This is a genomic window from Streptomyces solicavernae (assembly GCF_029968095.1).
In the GTDB taxonomy this organism is placed as follows: domain Bacteria; phylum Actinomycetota; class Actinomycetes; order Streptomycetales; family Streptomycetaceae; genus Streptomyces; species Streptomyces solicavernae.
Map to the genome: position 1 here is coordinate 1 of NZ_JASCIR010000042.1, position 17,466 is coordinate 17,466.

12 protein-coding genes are annotated in these 17,466 nt (G+C 72.6%); 2 read left to right on the forward strand and 10 right to left on the reverse strand.

Annotated features, from left to right (window positions below; all coding sequences use genetic code 11):
- On the reverse strand, positions 1-592 hold a 592-nt coding region (locus QIS99_RS29070), incomplete at its 3' end, for an adenosylhomocysteinase (RefSeq protein ID WP_282516692.1).
- 348 nt (positions 593-940) lie between these two features.
- Here QIS99_RS29070 and QIS99_RS29075 point away from each other — a divergent pair.
- The gene (locus QIS99_RS29075; protein WP_282516693.1) at positions 941-3,094 is read left to right on the forward strand and encodes a PTS fructose transporter subunit IIABC; all 2,154 of its coding nucleotides are present in this window, start codon (positions 941-943) and stop codon (positions 3,092-3,094) included.
- Positions 3,095-3,183: 89 nt separating this feature from the next.
- Here QIS99_RS29075 and QIS99_RS29080 read toward each other — a convergent pair whose 3' ends face one another.
- From QIS99_RS29080 to QIS99_RS29110, 7 genes are all read right to left on the reverse strand, one after another.
- Entirely contained in the window at positions 3,184-4,206 is a 1,023-nt protein-coding gene (locus QIS99_RS29080) for a cation diffusion facilitator family transporter (RefSeq protein ID WP_282516695.1), read from the reverse strand.
- 109 nt (positions 4,207-4,315) lie between these two features.
- Positions 4,316-5,467 carry a mannose-6-phosphate isomerase, class I gene (manA, locus tag QIS99_RS29085; RefSeq protein ID WP_282516720.1) on the reverse strand — a complete coding sequence of 384 codons (1,152 nt, stop codon included), beginning with the start codon at positions 5,465-5,467 and terminating at the stop codon, positions 4,316-4,318.
- Positions 5,468-5,666: 199 nt separating this feature from the next.
- Positions 5,667-6,797 (reverse strand): SIS domain-containing protein, encoded by a 1,131-nt coding sequence (locus tag QIS99_RS29090; protein ID WP_282516696.1) that lies wholly within the window; start codon positions 6,795-6,797, stop codon positions 5,667-5,669.
- A 107-nt stretch (positions 6,798-6,904) separates the two neighbouring features.
- Positions 6,905-7,075 carry a Trm112 family protein gene (locus QIS99_RS29095; protein WP_282516697.1) on the reverse strand — a complete coding sequence of 57 codons (171 nt, stop codon included), beginning with the start codon at positions 7,073-7,075 and terminating at the stop codon, positions 6,905-6,907.
- A 522-nt stretch (positions 7,076-7,597) separates the two neighbouring features.
- A complete protein-coding gene (locus QIS99_RS29100; RefSeq protein ID WP_282516698.1) occupies positions 7,598-8,965 on the reverse strand; it encodes a phosphomannomutase/phosphoglucomutase in 1,368 nt (455 codons plus the stop codon).
- 102 nt (positions 8,966-9,067) lie between these two features.
- A complete protein-coding gene (locus QIS99_RS29105) occupies positions 9,068-10,684 on the reverse strand; it encodes an L-lactate permease (protein ID WP_282516699.1) in 1,617 nt (538 codons plus the stop codon).
- 219 nt (positions 10,685-10,903) lie between these two features.
- The gene (locus QIS99_RS29110) at positions 10,904-11,329 is read right to left on the reverse strand and encodes a DUF3499 domain-containing protein (RefSeq protein WP_282516700.1); all 426 of its coding nucleotides are present in this window, start codon (positions 11,327-11,329) and stop codon (positions 10,904-10,906) included.
- 329 nt (positions 11,330-11,658) lie between these two features.
- Between QIS99_RS29110 and QIS99_RS29115 the strand changes: the two genes are divergently transcribed.
- A complete protein-coding gene (locus QIS99_RS29115) occupies positions 11,659-12,108 on the forward strand; it encodes a metallopeptidase family protein (RefSeq protein ID WP_282516721.1) in 450 nt (149 codons plus the stop codon).
- Positions 12,109-12,137: 29 nt separating this feature from the next.
- Here the strand turns inward: QIS99_RS29115 and QIS99_RS29120 are convergent, their stop codons facing one another.
- Together QIS99_RS29120 and QIS99_RS29125 are read right to left on the reverse strand one after the other, a co-directional pair.
- Positions 12,138-13,682, reverse strand: coding sequence for a DUF5719 family protein (locus QIS99_RS29120; protein WP_282516701.1), 1,545 nt, complete (start codon positions 13,680-13,682; stop codon positions 12,138-12,140).
- The gene (locus QIS99_RS29125) at positions 13,679-17,416 is read right to left on the reverse strand and encodes a glycosyltransferase family 2 protein (protein WP_282516702.1); all 3,738 of its coding nucleotides are present in this window, start codon (positions 17,414-17,416) and stop codon (positions 13,679-13,681) included. Before QIS99_RS29125 ends, QIS99_RS29120 begins: the two co-directional genes overlap by 4 nt.
- Positions 17,417-17,466 lie beyond the last annotated feature (50 nt).

The window sequence follows — 17,466 nt, forward strand, 5'->3', positions numbered from 1 at the left end:
GCTTCGTCCACTTCTGCGGGTTCTCACCGAGGGTGCGGTGCAGGAGCTGGAGGATGACGCGGTGCTCGTCGGACTCCGCCGTGTCCACGGCGGGGACCTTGCCGTCCTTCTCGTACTCGACGCCCTTGTGGACGAGGAGGGTGGCGTCACCGCCGTCGTCGAGGATCATGTTCGGGCCGCCGGTGGGCGAGTCCGGCCAGGTCAGGGCCTGCTCCGTGCACCACCAGTACTCCTCAAGCGTCTCGCCCTTCCAGGCGAACACCGGGATGCCGGCGGGGGCGTCCGGGGTGCCGTTCGGGCCGACCGCGATGGCGGCGGCGGCGTGGTCCTGGGTGGAGAAGATGTTGCAGGAAGCCCAGCGGACCTCGGCGCCCAGGGCGGCGAGGGTCTCGATCAGGACGGCGGTCTGCACCGTCATGTGCAGAGAACCGGTGATACGGGCGCCGGCCAGCGGCTGGGCGGCCGCGTACTCCTTGCGGATGGCCATCAGGCCGGGCATCTCGTGCTCGGCGAGGGTGATCTCCTTGCGGCCGAACTCCGCGAGGGAGAGGTCGGCGACCTTGAAGTCCTGTCGGTTGGCGACAGTCGTCATGGCGGGCTGCTCCTCGTAATCGGTCGAGGTTGGGCATGGCTGTTCTGCGGCGACGAGCATAGGAATGCCCGGCACTCGCAGCGCAGTCGTCCGAGGCCCTCTCTCCCTCGGACAGCCCGTGGGCCGCCCGACCGCCATCAGCAGCGACGTCTGGCTGGGTTACGAATCTACACCGATCGGCCCAGTGAACCCCAGTCCGCCTCCCGCCGCACCAGCGTTGCCGGACAGATCCACCGGGCCTGACAATCTGGACGTTTCGACTTTTGATTATGGGCGTACGTGTTGCAGGATGCCTGGAGATCGGGAACATGTGCGCGATCTTGTTGATGAAGGCGTAAGGAGATCCACGTGACCAGTCCGAGCGACCCGCCGGAGGCCACGGGCCAGGCAGGGCAGAGAAAGTTGGTCGCGGTGACCGCCTGCCCGACCGGCATCGCCCATACGTACATGGCGGCGGAGAAGCTGCAGCAGGCGGCCGAGGGGCTCGGCATCGAGATCAAGGTGGAGACACAGGGCTCGATCGGGTCCGAGAACGCACTCTCCGACAACGATGTCAGAGATGCGGACGGAGTGATCATCGCCGCCGACAAGGAGGTCGATCTCGACCGTTTCGCCGGGAAGAGGATCCTGAGCGTCGGCGTCGCCGAGGGGATTCGCCATCCCGAGGAGCTGATCGAACGGGTGCAGAGCGCGCCCGTGCACGGCGGCGGTGGTTCGGCGCCCGCAGGTGGCGGGGCGATAGGCACCGGCGGTGGCGGCGGCAGGGAGCGCAGCCTCGCGTACAAGGCGCTGATGAACGGTGTCTCGTACATGATCCCGTTCGTCGTGGTCGGCGGTCTGCTGATCGCGATCTCGCTGTCGCTCGGCGGGCACACCGACCCCGAGAAGGGCCTGGTCATCCCGGACGGCTCGTTCTGGATGCACGTCAACGACATCGGTGTCATCGGGTTCACGCTGATGGTGCCGATCCTGTCCGGCTATATCGCGTACGCGATCGGCGACCGGCCCGCGCTCGTGCCGGGCATGATCGGCGGCTGGATCGCCAACACCGGTGAGCTGTACGACTCCGAGGCGGGCGCCGGCTTCATCGGTGCGATCGTCACGGGCTTTCTGGCCGGCTATCTGGTGCTGTGGATCAAGAGGATCAGGGTGCCGAAGTTCGCGCAGCCGATCATGCCGATCATCGTGATCCCGATCGTGGCGACCTCGGCGCTCGGCCTGTTCTTCATCTACGTCATCGGCAGACCGATCGCGTGGGTCTTCGAGCATCTGACCAGCTGGCTCAGCGGCATGACGGGCACGAGCGCGATCGTGCTCGGTGCACTGCTCGGCCTGATGATCGCCTTCGACATGGGCGGGCCGGTCAACAAGACGGCGTTCCTGTTCGGCGCGGGCCTCATCGCGACCGGCAACCAGACCGTCATGGGCATGTGCGCGGCGGCCATTCCGGTCATGCCGCTCGGCCAGGGGCTGGCGACCCTGATCCGGCGGAAGCTGTACACGGAGCAGGAGCGCGAGACCGGCCTGGCGGCGCTGTTCATGGGCTTCTTCGGGATCTCGGAGGGTGCCATTCCGTTCGCGGCGGCGCGGCCCGCTCAGGTGATCCCTGCGAACATGCTGGGCGGTGCGGTGGCCGGTGCGATCGCGGGTCTTGCCGGGGTGGAGGATGCGGTGCCGCACGGCGGTCCGATCGTCGCCGTGCTCGGGGCCGTGGGCGGGGTGGCGATGTTCTTCGTGGCCGTGGCGATCGGTTCGGTCGTGACGGCGCTGGCGACGGTCGTGCTCGTCGACATCAGCGAGCGCAAGCGGCGAGGGGCGGCGCCGGTTCCGGCCGGTGGCGCCGAGCCGGCGCTCGCGGGCGTCGGGGCCGGTGCGGCGGGCGCCGGGGTCGCGGGTGTGGCCGCCGCGAGCGCCGCCCCCGCCCCGCAGAAGAGCGCGGAGCCCCCGCGTACGGCGGGCACCGGGCCCGAGCCCCAGGACGCGGTACCCGCAGGGGGCGTACCGCAGGATGCGGTACGCCCCGAGCCTGCGTCCGGGACCGAGGGCGAAGTCCTCTCCGGCTACCTCACCGACCGGACCGTGAAGCTCCAACTGGACGCCCAGGACAAGGAGTCCGCGATCCGCGAGCTGGCCGGCATGCTGGCGACGACCGGCAAGGTCGCCGACACCGAGGAGCTCGTCCAGACGGCGCTGCGGCGCGAGGCCCAGGGCACCACGGGGCTCGGCGAGGAGATCGCGATCCCGCACGCCAAGACGGACGCGGTGACATCGCCGGTGGTCGGTTTCGCGCGGTCGCCGGAGGGCATCGAGTGGGGTGCGCTGGACGGTACGCAGGCCAAGCTGATCTTCATGATCTCGGTGCCGGAGGCGGCCGCGGGCGACGAGCATCTGCGGATCCTGGCGCTGCTGTCCCGCAAGCTGATGGACCCGGGCTTCCGGGAGCGGCTGATGGCGGCGCCGGACAAGCGGGCGGTCGTCGACGTACTGCGTGAGATTGAGTAAGCGCTCGTCCGTCGGCCGAGATGCGGAGAGGGCCCCGGCACTCCGGGAGTGCGGGGCCCTCGCCGTACGAGCTGAGGAGTGCGGCAGCGTCAGTGCGCGCCGTCCGTGCTCGGGTCGCCCGTGCTCGGGTCGCCCGTGCTCGGGTCGTCCGTTCCCGGGCCGCCCGGGGCCTTGGCCGGGTTGATGCCGGCGGCGGCCGCGGACTCGCTGTAGACGTCCGGCTCCAGGTAGATGACGCGGGCGATCGGGACGGCGGCGCGGATGCGCTCCTCGGCGGCGTTGATGGCGCTCGCGACCTCGGTGGCGGTGTCGTCGTGCTGGACGGCGATCTTCGCGGCGACGAGCAGCTCCTCCGGGCCGAGGTGGAGCGTGCGCATGTGGATGACGCGGGTGACGGTGTCGCCGTCGACCAGCGCCTTCTCGATCTTCTCGACCTCGCCGGTGCCCGCGGCCTCGCCGAGCAGCAGCGACTTGGTCTCGGCAGCGAGGACGATCGCGATCAGGATGAGCAGGACGCCGATGCAGAGCGTGCCGATGCCGTCCCAGACGCCGTTGCCGGTGAGGAGGGCCAGGCCGACGCCGCCGAGGGCGAGGATCAGGCCGACGAGCGCGCCGAGGTCCTCCAGGAGCACGACGGGCAGCTCGGGCGCCTTGGCCCGGCGGACGAACTCCTTCCACGACAGGCTGCCGCGGATGGCGTTGGACTCCTTGATCGCCGTACGGAACGAGAAGGTCTCGGCGATGATCGCGAACACCAGGACGCCCACCGGCCAGTACCAGTGCTCCAGTTCGTGCGGGTGCTTGATCTTCTCGTAGCCCTCGTAGATCGCGAACATGCCGCCGACCGAGAACAGGACGATGGAGACCAGGAACGCGTAGATGTAGCGCTCGCGGCCGTAGCCGAAGGGGTGTTGCGGGGTGGCCTCGCGCTTGGCCTTCTTGCCGCCGACGAGCAGCAGGCCCTGGTTGCCCGAGTCGGCGAGCGAGTGGACGCTCTCCGCGAGCATCGACGACGAGCCGCTGAAGAGGAAGGCCACGAACTTCGCTACCGCGATCGCGAGGTTGGCGGCCAGTGCCGCCACGATCGCCTTGGTCCCGCCTGACGCGCTCATGAGTGCCCGTTGTCCCTTCGTACGTTCACGTACGTCCTGTACGTCCAAAACTCGCCGTGCCCATGCCGTGCGGTGGGTCATTGTTGCAGCACGGCGGGAGCGGGGCGGGTCAGGCCACCACGGTCGCGCGGAACAGGGTGCCGTTTCCGGAGATCTCCGTCTTCTCCCCCGCGGGGACGAAAACCGACTCTCCAGGGGCGAGTTCGAGCTCTCCTGTGTGCACGTTTCCGGCGGTGCAGAGCAGGATCTGCGGCGTACGGGCCGTCAGGTCGCGCGGCGTCGAACCGGCGGGCAGAACGAAGCGGGAGAGGCGGAACTCGTCGATCGGCGTCTCGTAGACCTCCTCGCCGTCCGGGTCGGCCTCGGGGCGGAGCACGCCCGGGTCGGTGGCCTGGAACCGGACGATGCGCAGGAGTTCGGGCACGTCGACGTGCTTGGGGGTGAGGCCGCAGCGCAGCACGTTGTCGGAGTTGGCCATGATCTCGACGCCGAGGCCGTCGAGGTACGCGTGTGGGACGCCGGCGCCGAGGAACAGCGCCTCGCCGGGCTGGAGTCGGACGTGATTGAGCAGCATGGCGGCGATCACGCCGGGGTCGCCGGGGTAGTCGTGGGCGATCCGCGCGTACGGCTCGTAGTGGCCGCCGATGTGTTCGGCGGCGGCCGCGGCCTCGGTGACGGTGGCGGCCATCTCGTCGCGGTCCGCGCCCAGTACGGCGGTGAGGACCTCGCGCAGCGCGGCCTCCTCGGGGTGGGCGTGCAGCAGATCGACGTACGGCTTCAGGGAGTTGACGTCGAGGCCTTCGAGGAGGCGGGCCGCGTCGTCGGGGTCGCGGAAGCCGCAGAGGCCGTCGAACGGCGTGAGCGCGCAGATCAGTTCGGGCTTGTGGCTGGCGTCCTTGTAGTTGCGGTGCGGGGCGTCGACGGGGACGCCGCGGCGCTCCTCGTCCTCGTACCCCTCTTTGGCCTGGGCAAGGTCGGGGTGGACCTGGAGGGAGAGCGGGGCGCCGGCGGCGAGGAGTTTGAGCAGGAAGGGCAGTCGGGGCCCGAACTTCGCGACGGTTTCGGGGCCGAGCTCGGCCTCGGGGTCGGCGGCGATCACCTCGTTCAACGGGCCGCGCGCGAGGCGGGAGGGCGCGCCGGGGTGGGCGCCCATCCACATCTCGGCCTGCGGTTCGCCGGTCGGCTCCACGCCGAGGAGCTCGGGGATGGCGGTCGTCGAACCCCAGGCGTACGGGCGGATGGTGTTGGCGAGGCGGTCCATGCGGGACTTCTTTCGTACGTGGCTCACACGGCGGGTGCGGACGCCTGCACGCGCGGGGCTCGGTTGGCGGGCTGTCCGGGCCGGTGGCGGCGGGCAGCGGGCTCTCCGGGCCGGTGGGCTCGGGCAGTGGGCTGTCCGGGCCGGTGGCGGCGGGCGGGGTCCGGCGGGGCCGGGTGGTGCAGTCGGTCGGCGTGGGTCATCATCGGGCCCCCGAAGCGAGCGCCAGGTAAACGGCGGCAAAATCCGTGACGGCGATCAGCTCCGCAAGCGTCTCCAGTTCGGTGCCCTCTTCGGGTTCGAGCTCGCTGATGGCGGTGTCGTGGCCGAGAGCGAGTTCGCGGGCGGCCGGGGCGGCGCTGAATCCGCCGTTCGGGCGGTCGCGCAACAGGACGGCACGCGCGCGTAGTGCCTGTTCTTCCTCGACCCGGTCGCGGAAGAAGTCGTCGGGGTCGCCGCCCGCCGCGAGGTCGCCGGTGAGCAGCGGGCCGTGGGAGGGCAGGGCCTCGGGCAGTTCGGCGGCGAGGGCGGGGCTGCCGGCCAGTTCGCCGAGGGCTGCGGCGAAGCGCCGGCCCACGGGGCCTGCGGCGGGGCCTTCGGTCCAGATCAGCGGGAGGGTCTCGTCGAGCTCGGCGGCGAGGGTCTTGGCCGGGTTGCTGTACGTGGCGACGGCGGGGCCGCACCGCCGGGCGGTGGCGTCGAGCCGGTCGGCGACCTGCTGCAGCGCCTCGGGGCCCGCCTCGATCAGGCCGGTGCGTTCGAGGAGGACGAGCAGGGGCGTGAGCAGCGCCCACAGGGCGTCGGGGCCGGCCAGCGCCAGCTCCTCGTACTCCTCGTGGAGCGGGGCGGCCATCGGGACGGCCAGGCCGTGCTTGCCGCCGATGGTCTCGGTCAGCGGGGCCCGCGCGGGGGCGACGGAGACGACGGTGAGGCCGCGCCGGTAGGCCTGTTCGGCGAGGACTTCCAGGCCGGGTTCGGTGCCGTCGGGGGTGGCGATGAGCAGCAGGTCGACGGGGCCGGCCCAGCCGGGCAGGGCCCAGCGGAGGGCCCCGGCGGCGGGGGCGACTCCGGTGGGGCGCAGCCGGAGGACCGGGCTGGCGGAGCCGGCGAGCACGTCGAGCAGGTCCGCGACCGTGGCGGCGGCCGTTCCGGGTCCGGCGACGAGCACCGCGCGGGGGCGCCCTTCCGACCTGAGCTCGGTGAGGCCGGCCTCGGTGGCGTGCCGCAGCGCCGTGCGCACCCTGGCGCCCGCTTCTGCGGCGCCGCGCAGCAGCCCTCGGCGGTCGGCGCGGCCGAGCGCCTCCGGGTCGTCGAGCAGCGAGTCGTCGAGCACGGCTGGGGGCCTCCGATCGCCGGTGCGTACGGCTGTGGGGTCGTGCGTACGGCAGGGGGGGCGGGGGTCGGCCGGGCGGTCCCGGCCGGGCTCCCGCGCGGGGGCAGCTACGCGGAGCGGCGGGCCTCGTCCACGAGGAGCACCGGGATGCCGTCCTTGACCGGGTAGGCGAGTCCGCAGCTCTCTCCGGTGCAGAGCAGCTCGGCGTCCGCCTCCTTGAGGGGGGCGTGGCAGGCCGGGCAGGCGAGGATCTCCAGGAGGCCGGCTTCGAGCGCCATGGAACGGTTCCCTTCGGGTGACTGACCGGTCCGGCGGGCCGGTGGTCAGAGCGGTGGTCGGTTGTGGGGCTTGCTTGCGGTTGGGCTTGGGTGGGTCCGAGTGGGTCCGGAGTGGGTCCGGCCCTGGGGCCTGCTTCGGTTCGGTTCGGTTCGGTTCGGATGGATCGGTGAGGATTCCGGCGTACGACGTACGTACTGCTGCGCACGTCTTGCGCCAGGCTCCGTCCGACCCGTGTCCGACCCGTGTCCGACCTGTGTCCGAGGCGGTCGGCCCTGGTCCTGACCTGAGTGGTGCTCGGGTCAGGACGATGGATTGCGCCTGGTCAGCCTACCGCCGCCCGGGTTCTGACGCCGGGCAGAAGGGGCGGCTGCGAGGGGAATGGGGCGTATGACCTGGGGTGGTCCAGGAACCCGGGAATCCGGGAACCCGGAAACCCGGGAACCCTCCGAGCCGCTGAGGCCGGACTCCGGCCTGCGGCCTGAGCCCCCATACGCGTCGAATCCGGCGCAGGCCCTTCCGGGTCAGGCTCTGACGAGGGCCAGGACCTCGTCCCGGACCCGCGCCATCGTGCCCGCGTCCCGCGCCTCCACGTTCAGCCGGAGCAGCGGTTCGGTGTTGGACGGGCGCAGGTTGAACCACCAGTCCTCGGCGGCGACGGTGAGGCCGTCCAGCTCGTCCAGGCTCAGGTCGTCCCGCCCCGTGTAGGCGGCCTTGACCGCGGCGGCGCGGCCCGCCTGGTCGGCGACCGTGGAGTTGATCTCGCCCGAGCCCGCGTACCGGTCGTACTCCGCCACCAGGGCCGACAGCGGACCCTCCTGGCCGCCGAGCGCCGCAAGGACGTGCAGCGCGGCCAGCATGCCGGTGTCCGCGTTCCAGAAGTCCCGGAAGTAGTAGTGCGCCGAGTGCTCTCCGCCGAAGATCGCGCCCGTCTTCGCCATCTCCTCCTTGATGAAGGAGTGCCCCACACGCGTACGCGCGGGCGTGCCGCCGTGCTCCCTGACGACCTCGGGGACCGACCAGGACGTGATCAGGTTGTGGATCACCGTGCCCGACCCGCCGTTCCTGGCCAGCTCACGCGCGGCCACCAGAGCCGTGATCGCCGACGGGGACACCGGCTCGCCCCGCTCGTCCACCACGAAGCACCGGTCCGCGTCCCCGTCGAAGGCGAGCCCCAGATCGGCGTCCTCCGCGCGGACCCGCTTCTGCAGGTCCACGATGTTCGCCGGGTCCAGCGGATTGGCCTCGTGGTGGGGGAACGTACCGTCCAACTCGAAGTACATCGGCACCAGTTCGAGCGGCAGCCCCTCGAAAACCGTCGGCACCGTGTGCCCGCCCATGCCATTGCCCGCGTCCACGACCACCTTCAACGGGCGGATCCGCGTCAGGTCCACCAAACCCCGCAGGTGGGCGGCGTAGTCCCCGAGGCTGTCCCGCGCGGTGAGCTCGCCGGGGGTCGCCGCCGGGGCGGGGGCGCCGCTCACCGACCACTCCTCCACCAGCTGTCGGATCTCCGCCAGACCCGTGTCCTGCCCGACCGGAGCCGCCCCGGCACGGCACATCTTGATGCCGTTGTACTGCGCCGGATTGTGCGACGCCGTGAACATCGCTCCCGGCAGATCCAGGGCGCCCGACGCGTAGTACAGCTGGTCCGTCGAGCACAGCCCGATCTCCGTCACCGCCACCCCACGCGCCGCCGCGCCCCGCCCGAAGGCCCGCGACAGACCCGGCGACGAGGGCCGCATGTCATGCCCGACCACGATCGCCTCCGCGCCCGTGACCTGTGCGAAGGCCGCCCCGAACAACTCGGCCAGGGGCTCGTCCCACTGGTCCGGGACCACCCCGCGTACGTCGTACGCCTTCACGATCTGCGACAGATCAGCCACGGCCAACCCTCCTGGAATCCTGTGCGGTCCCCCCAACGTACCGGTCGCCTCCGACAGTCCCGCACGAGCCGGGGCCGGAGCCTCGCCCCGGCCCCGGGAAGGCGCCGCTCAGGGCAGCATCCAGCCGAGCAGGAACGTGCTCTGGGCGACCACGATCAGGCACATCACCAGAAGCAGGCCGACGCTCCAGGGCAGCACCTTGCGGAGCAAGTCGCCCTCCTTGCCCGCGAGTCCGACGGCGGCACAGGCGATGGTGAGGTTCTGCGGCGAGATCATCTTGCCGAGCACCCCGCCGGAGCTGTTGGCCGCGGCGAGGAGTTCGGGCGAGAGCCCGGACTGCCGCGCGGCCGTCACCTGCAGGGCCCCGAAGAGCGCGTTGGCCGAGGTGTCGGAGCCGGAGACCGCGACACCGAACCAGCCGAGCACCGGCGACAGGAACGCGAGCCCCGCGCCCGCCGCGGCCACGAAGTGCCCGATGACTGCGGCCTGCCCGGAGAGGTTCATGACGTACGCGAGGGCGAGCACGGAGGTGACGGTGAGGATCGCGAACCGCAGTTCGTGCACGGTGGCGCCCCATTCGCGCACCGCCACGCGCGCGTGCACCCCGATGACGCCGGCCGTGAGGAGCCCGGAGAGCAGGACGAGCGTGCCGCCGGTGGACACGAGCGGCAGGGTGAAGGCGTTGGCGCCGACCGGCTCGCCGTCGGGTCCGGCGACGTTCAGGAACGGCCAGTCGAAGACCTGGGTGGCCCCGTCGAGGAAGCTCTTGACGGCCGGGATCTGCGCGAGCGAGAAGACGACCACGATGAGCGCGTACGGGGCGTAGGCGCGCAGCACTTCGGGGCGCGGGTCCTCGGTGTCCAGGTCCTCGCTGCGTACGCCGGTGAGTACCGCTGTGCGCACCGGTTCGGCGGCCGGCCTGCGGGCGCTGGGGAGCGCGACGAGGGCGGCCGCGCCGGCCAGGGCGGCGCCGATGTCGGCCAGTTGGGCGGAGACGTAGTTGGACGCCACGAACTGTGCGGCGGCGAAGGCGGTGCCGCAGACCAGGGCGGGCAGCCAGGTCTCGCGCAGGCCCCGCTTGCCGTCGACGAGGCCGACGAGGACGAGCGGCACGACGAGGGCGAGGAGCGGCGTCTGGCGGCCGACGACGGAGGCGACCGAGTCCAGGGGCAGCCCGGTGACCTGAGCGAGCGTCACGACCGGCGTGCCCATCGCGCCGAAGGCGACGGGCGCGGTGTTGGCGACGAGGGCGACGACGGCCGCCCGTACCGGCTGGAAGCCGAGCGCGACCAGCATCACGGCGCTGATGGCGACCGGCGCACCGAAGCCCGCGAGCGCCTCCAGGAGCGCGCCGAAGCAGAAGGCGATGACGAGGGCCTGGATGCGCGGGTCGTCGGAGAGGCGCCCGAAGGAGCGGCGCAGGATGTCGAAGTGCTGGGTGCGGACGGTCATCCGGTACACCCACAGGGCGTTGACGACGATCCACATGATCGGGAAGAGCCCGAAGAGGACGCCCTGCGCGCCGCTCGACAGGGTCTGCCCGAGCGGCATCCCGTACGCGAGCCAGGCGACGAGGACGGCGACGGCGAGGCCGATGAGACCCGCGCGGTGGGCCTTCATGCGGACGGCGCCGAGCAGGACGAGGACGGTGACCAGGGGTAATGCGGCGATCAGTGCGGACAGGCCGAGCGAGTCGGCGACGGGTTCCAGATCCTGGACGAACACACGGGCCTCCGGGGCCCCATGAGGCTCCGTCGCTTCCCGTCATTTCCGTCATGCGGAAAGCGATCACTCACGGGTGGCGGAAATCGTCGTGTCCGCGACAAGGGGAAGTCAATGGTCCGTACAGCAACGATTGTTGAAGAGGAAACGTCAGCCTCTAATAGTGGCCGTTCGGGCCTCGGGCTCAGCTCTCGGGCGAGCGCCCGGGCTCAGTTCTCGGGCTCAGTTCTCCGGCGAGCGCAGGACGCGGAGGTGGCCGCGGCGTGCGACCTCCATCGGGTCCGCCGAGCGGGCCCCGCTGCCGCCGGCCTCGGCCGCGCGCTCCTGGGGGCGGGCCGCCTCACGGACGGCGTTGGCGAGCGCCTCCAGGTCGTCCCCGCTCGGGCGCCCCGGCGCCGAGGTGTCGGCGAGGCGGACGACCTCCCAGCCGCGCGGCGCGGTGAGGCGCTCGGAGTGCTCGGCACACAGGTCGTAGCAGTGGGGTTCGGCGTAGGTGGCGAGGGGGCCGAGGACCGCGGTCGAGTCGGCGTAGACGTACGTCAGCGTCGCGACGGCGGGACGGCCGCAAGCGGTGCGCGAACAGCGACGTACAGGGCTCACGACGTTGGACGGTACCGCACTCTTGAGCGGGCCGCGACGACTCTCCACGAGGTCACTCCCCCGTGTCGCGGTGTGATCCCTCACACAAGGCACTCGAACGATGCCGTGCTGACCTGCGCAGACCCCAAAGAACACCGGAATCAACGGTGTTGACCCCCACCCCCATCCCGTGCAAATGCCGTCATTTGCCATGAGTCCGGTGGTCTCGGTGGGTTACGCAAACGAGCCCAAGGTTGGCTGGAATGGTCATCGGGCGACATGCCCTGTGCCGTCCGGACGTACGGCCCGCCGCACGCGCGGCGTGATTCCGGGCTCCACGCGCGCGTGCAGCCGCGTGGCGGCCGGGTGTGGGTGCGGAGGATTACGCTTCACCGGTGATGGACAAGTCCGTACCGCCCCGCGCGAGCGAGCCCAGGATCCGCCGCAGAGACCGGCACGGCCGCGGCATGCGCGGCCCCGTGGCGCCGCCGCAGGTGCCGCTCGCCGCGAGCCGGGGAGAGGTCTTCGCCGACCTCGTGCAGGACTCGGTGGAGCGGCTGGAGCGGCGCTGGCCGCAGCTCGCCGACATCGAGTTCCTGGTCCAGGACGTGCCGTACATGATCGACACGGGCGAGCCGCTGGGCGACGAGACCGTGCCCCTGGGCGGCACGGCGTCCGCGCGGGACGACCTGCCGGCGCGGATCATCATCTACCGCCGCCCGGTCGAGATCCGCACGAAGAGCCGTGACGAACGCGCCGCGCTGGTGCACGAGGTCGTCGTGGAGCAGGTCGCCGAGCTGCTCGGCCTGTCCCCGGACGCGGTCGACCCGCGGTACGGCGAGGACTGACCCCGCAGGCCCCGCCGGATCCGCTCCCGCTACTTCTGCAGCACCGACAGGTCCTGCTCGGCCTGCGGCACCGTGATCGTGCCGCCGTCGTCCGGCAGCGTCTGGATCGTGAACATCGGCACGCCGTCCTCCGGCAGCTCCAGCATCCGCGCCGCGTGCACGGTGCCCGAGACCTGCTCCACCGTCAGCGCGTACGAGCCCTCCAGTCCGCCCGGCACCGGCGGCTCGACGGCGAGCGTGGTGCCGCCCTTGACCGTGTACGTCTTCGTGACGGCCGAGCCGCCCTGAGAGCCCGCCGAGGCCGTGATGCGCACCTTGGCGGTCTTGCCGGGCGCCACCAGGGACAGCGTCGAGCCCTTGGCGCGGTTGTCCGCGGCCGTCGCTCGGTCGCCCACCGGGGCGGTCGCCGGGATGAACGCCGTCTCCTGCCGGGAACCCTTGCCGCGCGTGACGCGCAGCGCCGCGACCACCGGCACGGAGTCCTCGGTGGGTGTGAGCAGCAGCGAGCCGGCCTCGCCCTTGGTGATGTCGCCGAGGTCGACCGCGGCGGTCATCCCGCTCTTGACGTGCAGCGTCTCGTTGCCCGCCGGTGTGATCGAACCGTGCGGGCCCGCGAGCGCCAGCTTCAGGTCCGCGTCCGCCTCGCCCGGCGCGAAGACGACCAGGCGCACGGACGTGGCGTCCTTCGGAATGCCGGGCAGGACGACGCTGCCGGCCGGGTCGGCGGAGGCGGGCAGCCAGTCGCCGCCCAGCTCGTCGTCGGCGGCCTGCACCGCGGCGCCCACGCGGCCCGCCCGCGCGGTGACATGTGCCGTCACATTGGTCTGCGGCTCGTCCGTGAGGGTGGAGAGCAGCACCGGGACGCTGGAGTGCGGCGGCACCCGGATGTCCTCGCCGACCTCCGAGTCGAGCGCGCCGCGCGGGCCGAACAGCTCGATGTCGACCACGGCCGCCGTGTCGTCCGGGTTCGTCAGGTGGACGTAGTCGCTGCGCCCCTTCGCGGTGCTCGCGCCCGGGAACCAGAAGTCGGTGTCGGGGGCGCCGCAGGCCAGGCCGTGCACGCCGCGGCCGCTGCCCGCGCCGATCGTGGTGGTCTGCTGCACCGTCCAGCCGGGCGCAAGGGCGCCCTCCGCCGAGCCCACGAGCGCGGGGGCGTCCGCGCCCGAGACCTCCTCGGTCACGGGTTTGCCGACGCTCTCCGCGGTCGGCACGGACTCCCCCGGCTTCGCCTCCCCGTCCTCCTTGCCTGCCCTACCGTCCCCCTTGCCTGCCTTCCCGTCCTCCTTGCCGGACTTCTCGTCCTCGTCCGGCACCCGCGCGGCACCGGCCAGTTCGGCCGAGCCCTTGCCGTCCGTTCCCGAGGACTTGGGCGTGAAGGACGTGTACGAGGTGTCCGCCAGGTCGGAGGAGCTCGGCGCCGGGCACAGCAGGCTGCTGCGGTCCACGGGCCGCTCCTCGGCCGCCTTCGCCGGGCCGTCGGCCGCGCTGCCGTCGGGTGCGGTGAGCGTGGCGAGTCCGGTGACGACGGCCAGCGCGCCGCCCGCGGCGATCAGGGACAGGGTCGTGCGGTTCACTGCTGGCTCCTGTCGGGGCGCTCACTGTCGGGCCTGAAGTCGGCGCTGCCGTAGGGCTGTTCGTAGCTCTCGTACGGCTGGTACGGCTCGTGGTTCCCGTACGTCCCGTACGCCTCCTGCGACTCGTACGTCTCGTATGTCTCGTACTGCGGGGCCTGCGGCGGCTGAGGTGGGGCGGGCGGCGGTTGCGGTGGGGCGGGCGGCGGAGGCGGAGGGGCCGTCGCCTGGCCGGAAGGGGCGGCGCCCTGTGCTCCGTAGCCGTGGTCGAACGAGCCGTACTGCTCGTAGCCGCCCTGCGCGTACTGGTACTGCTCGTCCGGGTGGGACTGCTGCGGGACGGCGGCGGGAGCCGGGGCAGCGGCGGGAGCCGGGACGGACTGCGGTTCCTCGGGCGGTGCCGTGCGGCCCTGGGCGGCCGCCTCGGCCTCCTGCGCCGCGCGGAGCCTGCGGGCGCGCCGGCCCTCGCCCTCGACGGGCTGCGCGGGGACGGTGAGGGGTTCTTCCGGAAGGTCGTCGTCCACCGTGTTCTGGCGCCCCGGCAGGGCCAGGACCACGAGCACCACGACGAGCGCGCCCTGCGCCCAGAGCCAGCCCGTGTGCGTACCGGGAGTGTCGTACGTGACGTCCAGCCGGCCGCCGGACGGGGGCAGTTCGAAGCCCTGCGCCCAGCCGTCGACGGTCTTCTTGGGGAGCTCCTTGCCGTCGACCGTCGCCGTCCAGCCGTCGGCGGCGGAGTCGGCGAGGCGGAGCGTGCGGCCCTCGGGGCCCGCGGGGATGTCGGTGTGGATCTCGACGGGGCCCGCCGCGACCGGCTCGGGCGTGCCCGACGGGGGCACCACCGCGGCACGGGCGACCTGCCGGTCCACGCGCCACAGGGCCCTGCCGTCCTGCCGGCTCAGCCGGGTCAGGCCGGGCGTGGCGTCCAGGACGCGGCTCACTCCGCGGGGCGCTCCGGCCTCCAGCAGGACGTACCGCACGGCGAAGTCGCCGAGCTGGTCGACCTGGTCGGCGCCCGAGCCCGCGACGAGGTGGGCGACGGTCTTGTCGAGGCGGGCGTTGCCCTCGCCCGCCGCGGCGAGTTCGGCGTCGCCCAGGCGGGCGCCCGAGCCGCGCACCAGGACGTACCCGACCTCGGCCTCGGACTCGCTGTCGATGACGAGCGTGCGGGGCTGGTCCTCGGTGCCGGACTCCGCGGCGACGAAGGCCGGGACCTGCGCCGGGTCGCGGCGCTCAAGGGGGCCGTCGGCGCCGCGGACCATCCAGCCCACGGCGGCGACGAGCGGGCCGAGCACGGCGGCGGCGGCGATCAGGGCGGCGACGGGCTGGCGCCAGCCGAAGCTCTGCTCGGCCACGCGCGTGTGCGCCCCTTCGGCGCCGACGACCGCGGCGGCGAGCAGCGCGATGCCGTACACGAGCGTGGCCGGGCCCGCCCAGGCCGAGCCGTTGCCGAGGGCAGCGAAGACGAAGGCGGTGAGCGCGACGGCCCAGGCGGTGTGGATCGCGAGATTCCGCTCGCCGCGCAACAGGGCGGCGAGCGCGGCGAGGACGAAGCCGATCAGCAGCAGGCCGCCGCTTCCGGCTCCCGGCCCACCGGGGCTGATGCCGAGCAGTTCGAGCCCGGAGGCCGAGCCCGCGCCGTAGTCGAGCCCGGTCGTACGGAAGAACCCGAAGGGCAGCAGCGAGAGCGACCAGGGCGCGAGCACGAGCAGCGGCACCCCGAGCGCGGCCAGGAACCGAAGCCCGTACGCGCTGAGGTCGGCGCGGCGCACCACGAGCAGGGCGACGCCGAGCACCAGCGCGATGGGCCAGACGACCGGCGTGAAGGCGGTGGCGACGGTGAGCAGCAGGGCGTACGCCCACGTGGCGCGCCAACTGCCGCGCGCGTCCGGCGACTTCACCAGGAGCCCACTGGCGGCGAGACCCGCACGCGCGATGAGCGGAAGCAGCATCGCGAGGACGGCCGTGCCCAGGTGTCCGCCCGCGAGGGCACCGGTGGCGGCGGGCAGGAAGGCGTACGCGACCGCCGCCCAGGCGCGCAGCAGGCGTGACTCGACCAGCGGCCGGGAGGCGAAGTACGCGGAGAGCCCGGCCAGCGGGACCGAGCAGACGAGCAGGACCGTGACGGCGAGCCCGGTCGAGCCGAACAGGACCGTCGCGAGGGCGGCGACGAACGCGAGGTAGGGCGGCGCGGACTGGGTGCCGCCGGTGCCGACGGGGTGCCAGCCGTCCACGTACCGGCCCCAGAGGTCGGAGACGTCGGCCGGGACGGGCAGCATGGCGCCGCCCGCGAGGGCACCGCCGCCGAGCAGTGAGCGGCAGGCGATCAGGGAGACCAGGAGCAGCACACCGAAGAGCACGGGCCCCGGCTTCTGGGCGATTCTCTTCAGGCGGGCGAACTGCTCGACCTCAAGGAACTCGGCGTCGTCCCCGCCGGGCCCCGACTCCACCGCGCCGTGCCGGCCCCCGGACGACGCCTCCGGGTCGGACCGGCCGACGAGGTTGGAGGCGACCTGCTCGACGGTGAGGCGGACGGTCGCACCCGGCGACGGGAACAGCGGCCGCAGCTCGGCGGCCTCGACCTGGGGTTTGCCGCGGCGTTTACGGGCACCGAGGATCCGCTCGGGCCGCAGCAGCACACCGAAGAGACCGGCGACTTCGTCCAGGGCCTGGCCCGGCACCTTGCCGACGAGATAGGCGAGCGTGCGCAGCAGCGTGCCGAGGACGAGGCGGAGCAGCACCCAAGGCAGCGCCGCCGCACGGGTGTTGGCGAGCAGGGTGTAGACCGCGCCGGCCTTGTCCACGCGGTGCGGGCTGGCGGAGGTGCGGCCCACGCAGTCGACGGTGCGCCGCTCACGCGCGGAGGCCTCGGCGTGCCGCAGCACGGCGTCCGGTGCGATCAGGACGCGATGTCCGGCGTCCTGGGCCCGCCAGCAGAGGTCGACGTCGTCCCGCATCAGGGGCAGGCGCCGGTCGAAGCCACCCAACTCCTCGAAGACGTCACGCCGGATGAGCATGCCCGCGGTGGACACGGACAGGACGGGCCGCACCTGGTCGTGCTGGCCCTGGTCCTGCTCGCGGCGGTCGAGGTTGGTCCAGCGGCGGCCGCTGTGCGCGATGGAGACGCCGACTTCGAGCAGCTGCCTGCGGTCGTACCAGCCGCGCAGTTTCGGTCCTACGACGGCGACTTCGCGGTTCGCCTCGTGCTCGCGCTCGACGGTGCGCAGGAGTTCGGCGAGGGCGTCGGGTTCGGGGGCGCAGTCGTCGTGCAGCAGCCAGAGCCACTGGACCGGTTCTCCGTAGGGGAGTTCCGGCATGTCGTACGCCTCGTCGCGCCAGGTGCGCGTGACCGGGTCCCAGCCGCTGGGGCGCTTCAGATAGGGCAGGTCGTCGGGCGTGAGTACGCGCGCGGTGCGGGCGGCCTCGTCGACGGCGGTGCCGAATCCGGAGCGGCGGGCGAGGTGCAGGACGCGCTCGGGGCCGAGGGCGTCGGTGACGATCGCGGCGGAGTCGTCGGCGCTGCCGGTGTCCGCGGCGATCGCGTTCTGCACGGGGCGTTCCTGGCCGAGCAGGCCGCTGAGGGCGTCGGGCAGCCAGCGGGCGCCGTCGTGCGAGACGAGGACCGCGGTGACGACGTGCCTGGGGAACTCAGGCGTCTGGGCCTGGGGTGACGCGGCGGCGGCAGTGTCGTACTGACTTGCCGGGTACTGGCCTGCCGAATGGCTGTGCACGGACATCGAGGTACGGGCCCCGGTTCGATGGACTGCGGTGGACGCCTGGGCCGGGC

Coding starts and splice junctions, on each gene's coding strand:
- QIS99_RS29095 (WP_282516697.1), bottom strand. CDS start 7,075: ATGGCGCTCGAAGCCGGCCTCCTGGAGATCCTCGCCTGCCCGGCCTGC.
- QIS99_RS29115 (WP_282516721.1), top strand. CDS start 11,659: ATGGACAAGTCCGTACCGCCCCGCGCGAGCGAGCCCAGGATCCGCCGC.
- manA (WP_282516720.1), bottom strand. CDS start 5,467: ATGGACCGCCTCGCCAACACCATCCGCCCGTACGCCTGGGGTTCGACG.
- QIS99_RS29080 (WP_282516695.1), bottom strand. CDS start 4,206: ATGAGCGCGTCAGGCGGGACCAAGGCGATCGTGGCGGCACTGGCCGCC.
- QIS99_RS29125 (WP_282516702.1), bottom strand. CDS start 17,416: ATGTCCGTGCACAGCCATTCGGCAGGCCAGTACCCGGCAAGTCAGTAC.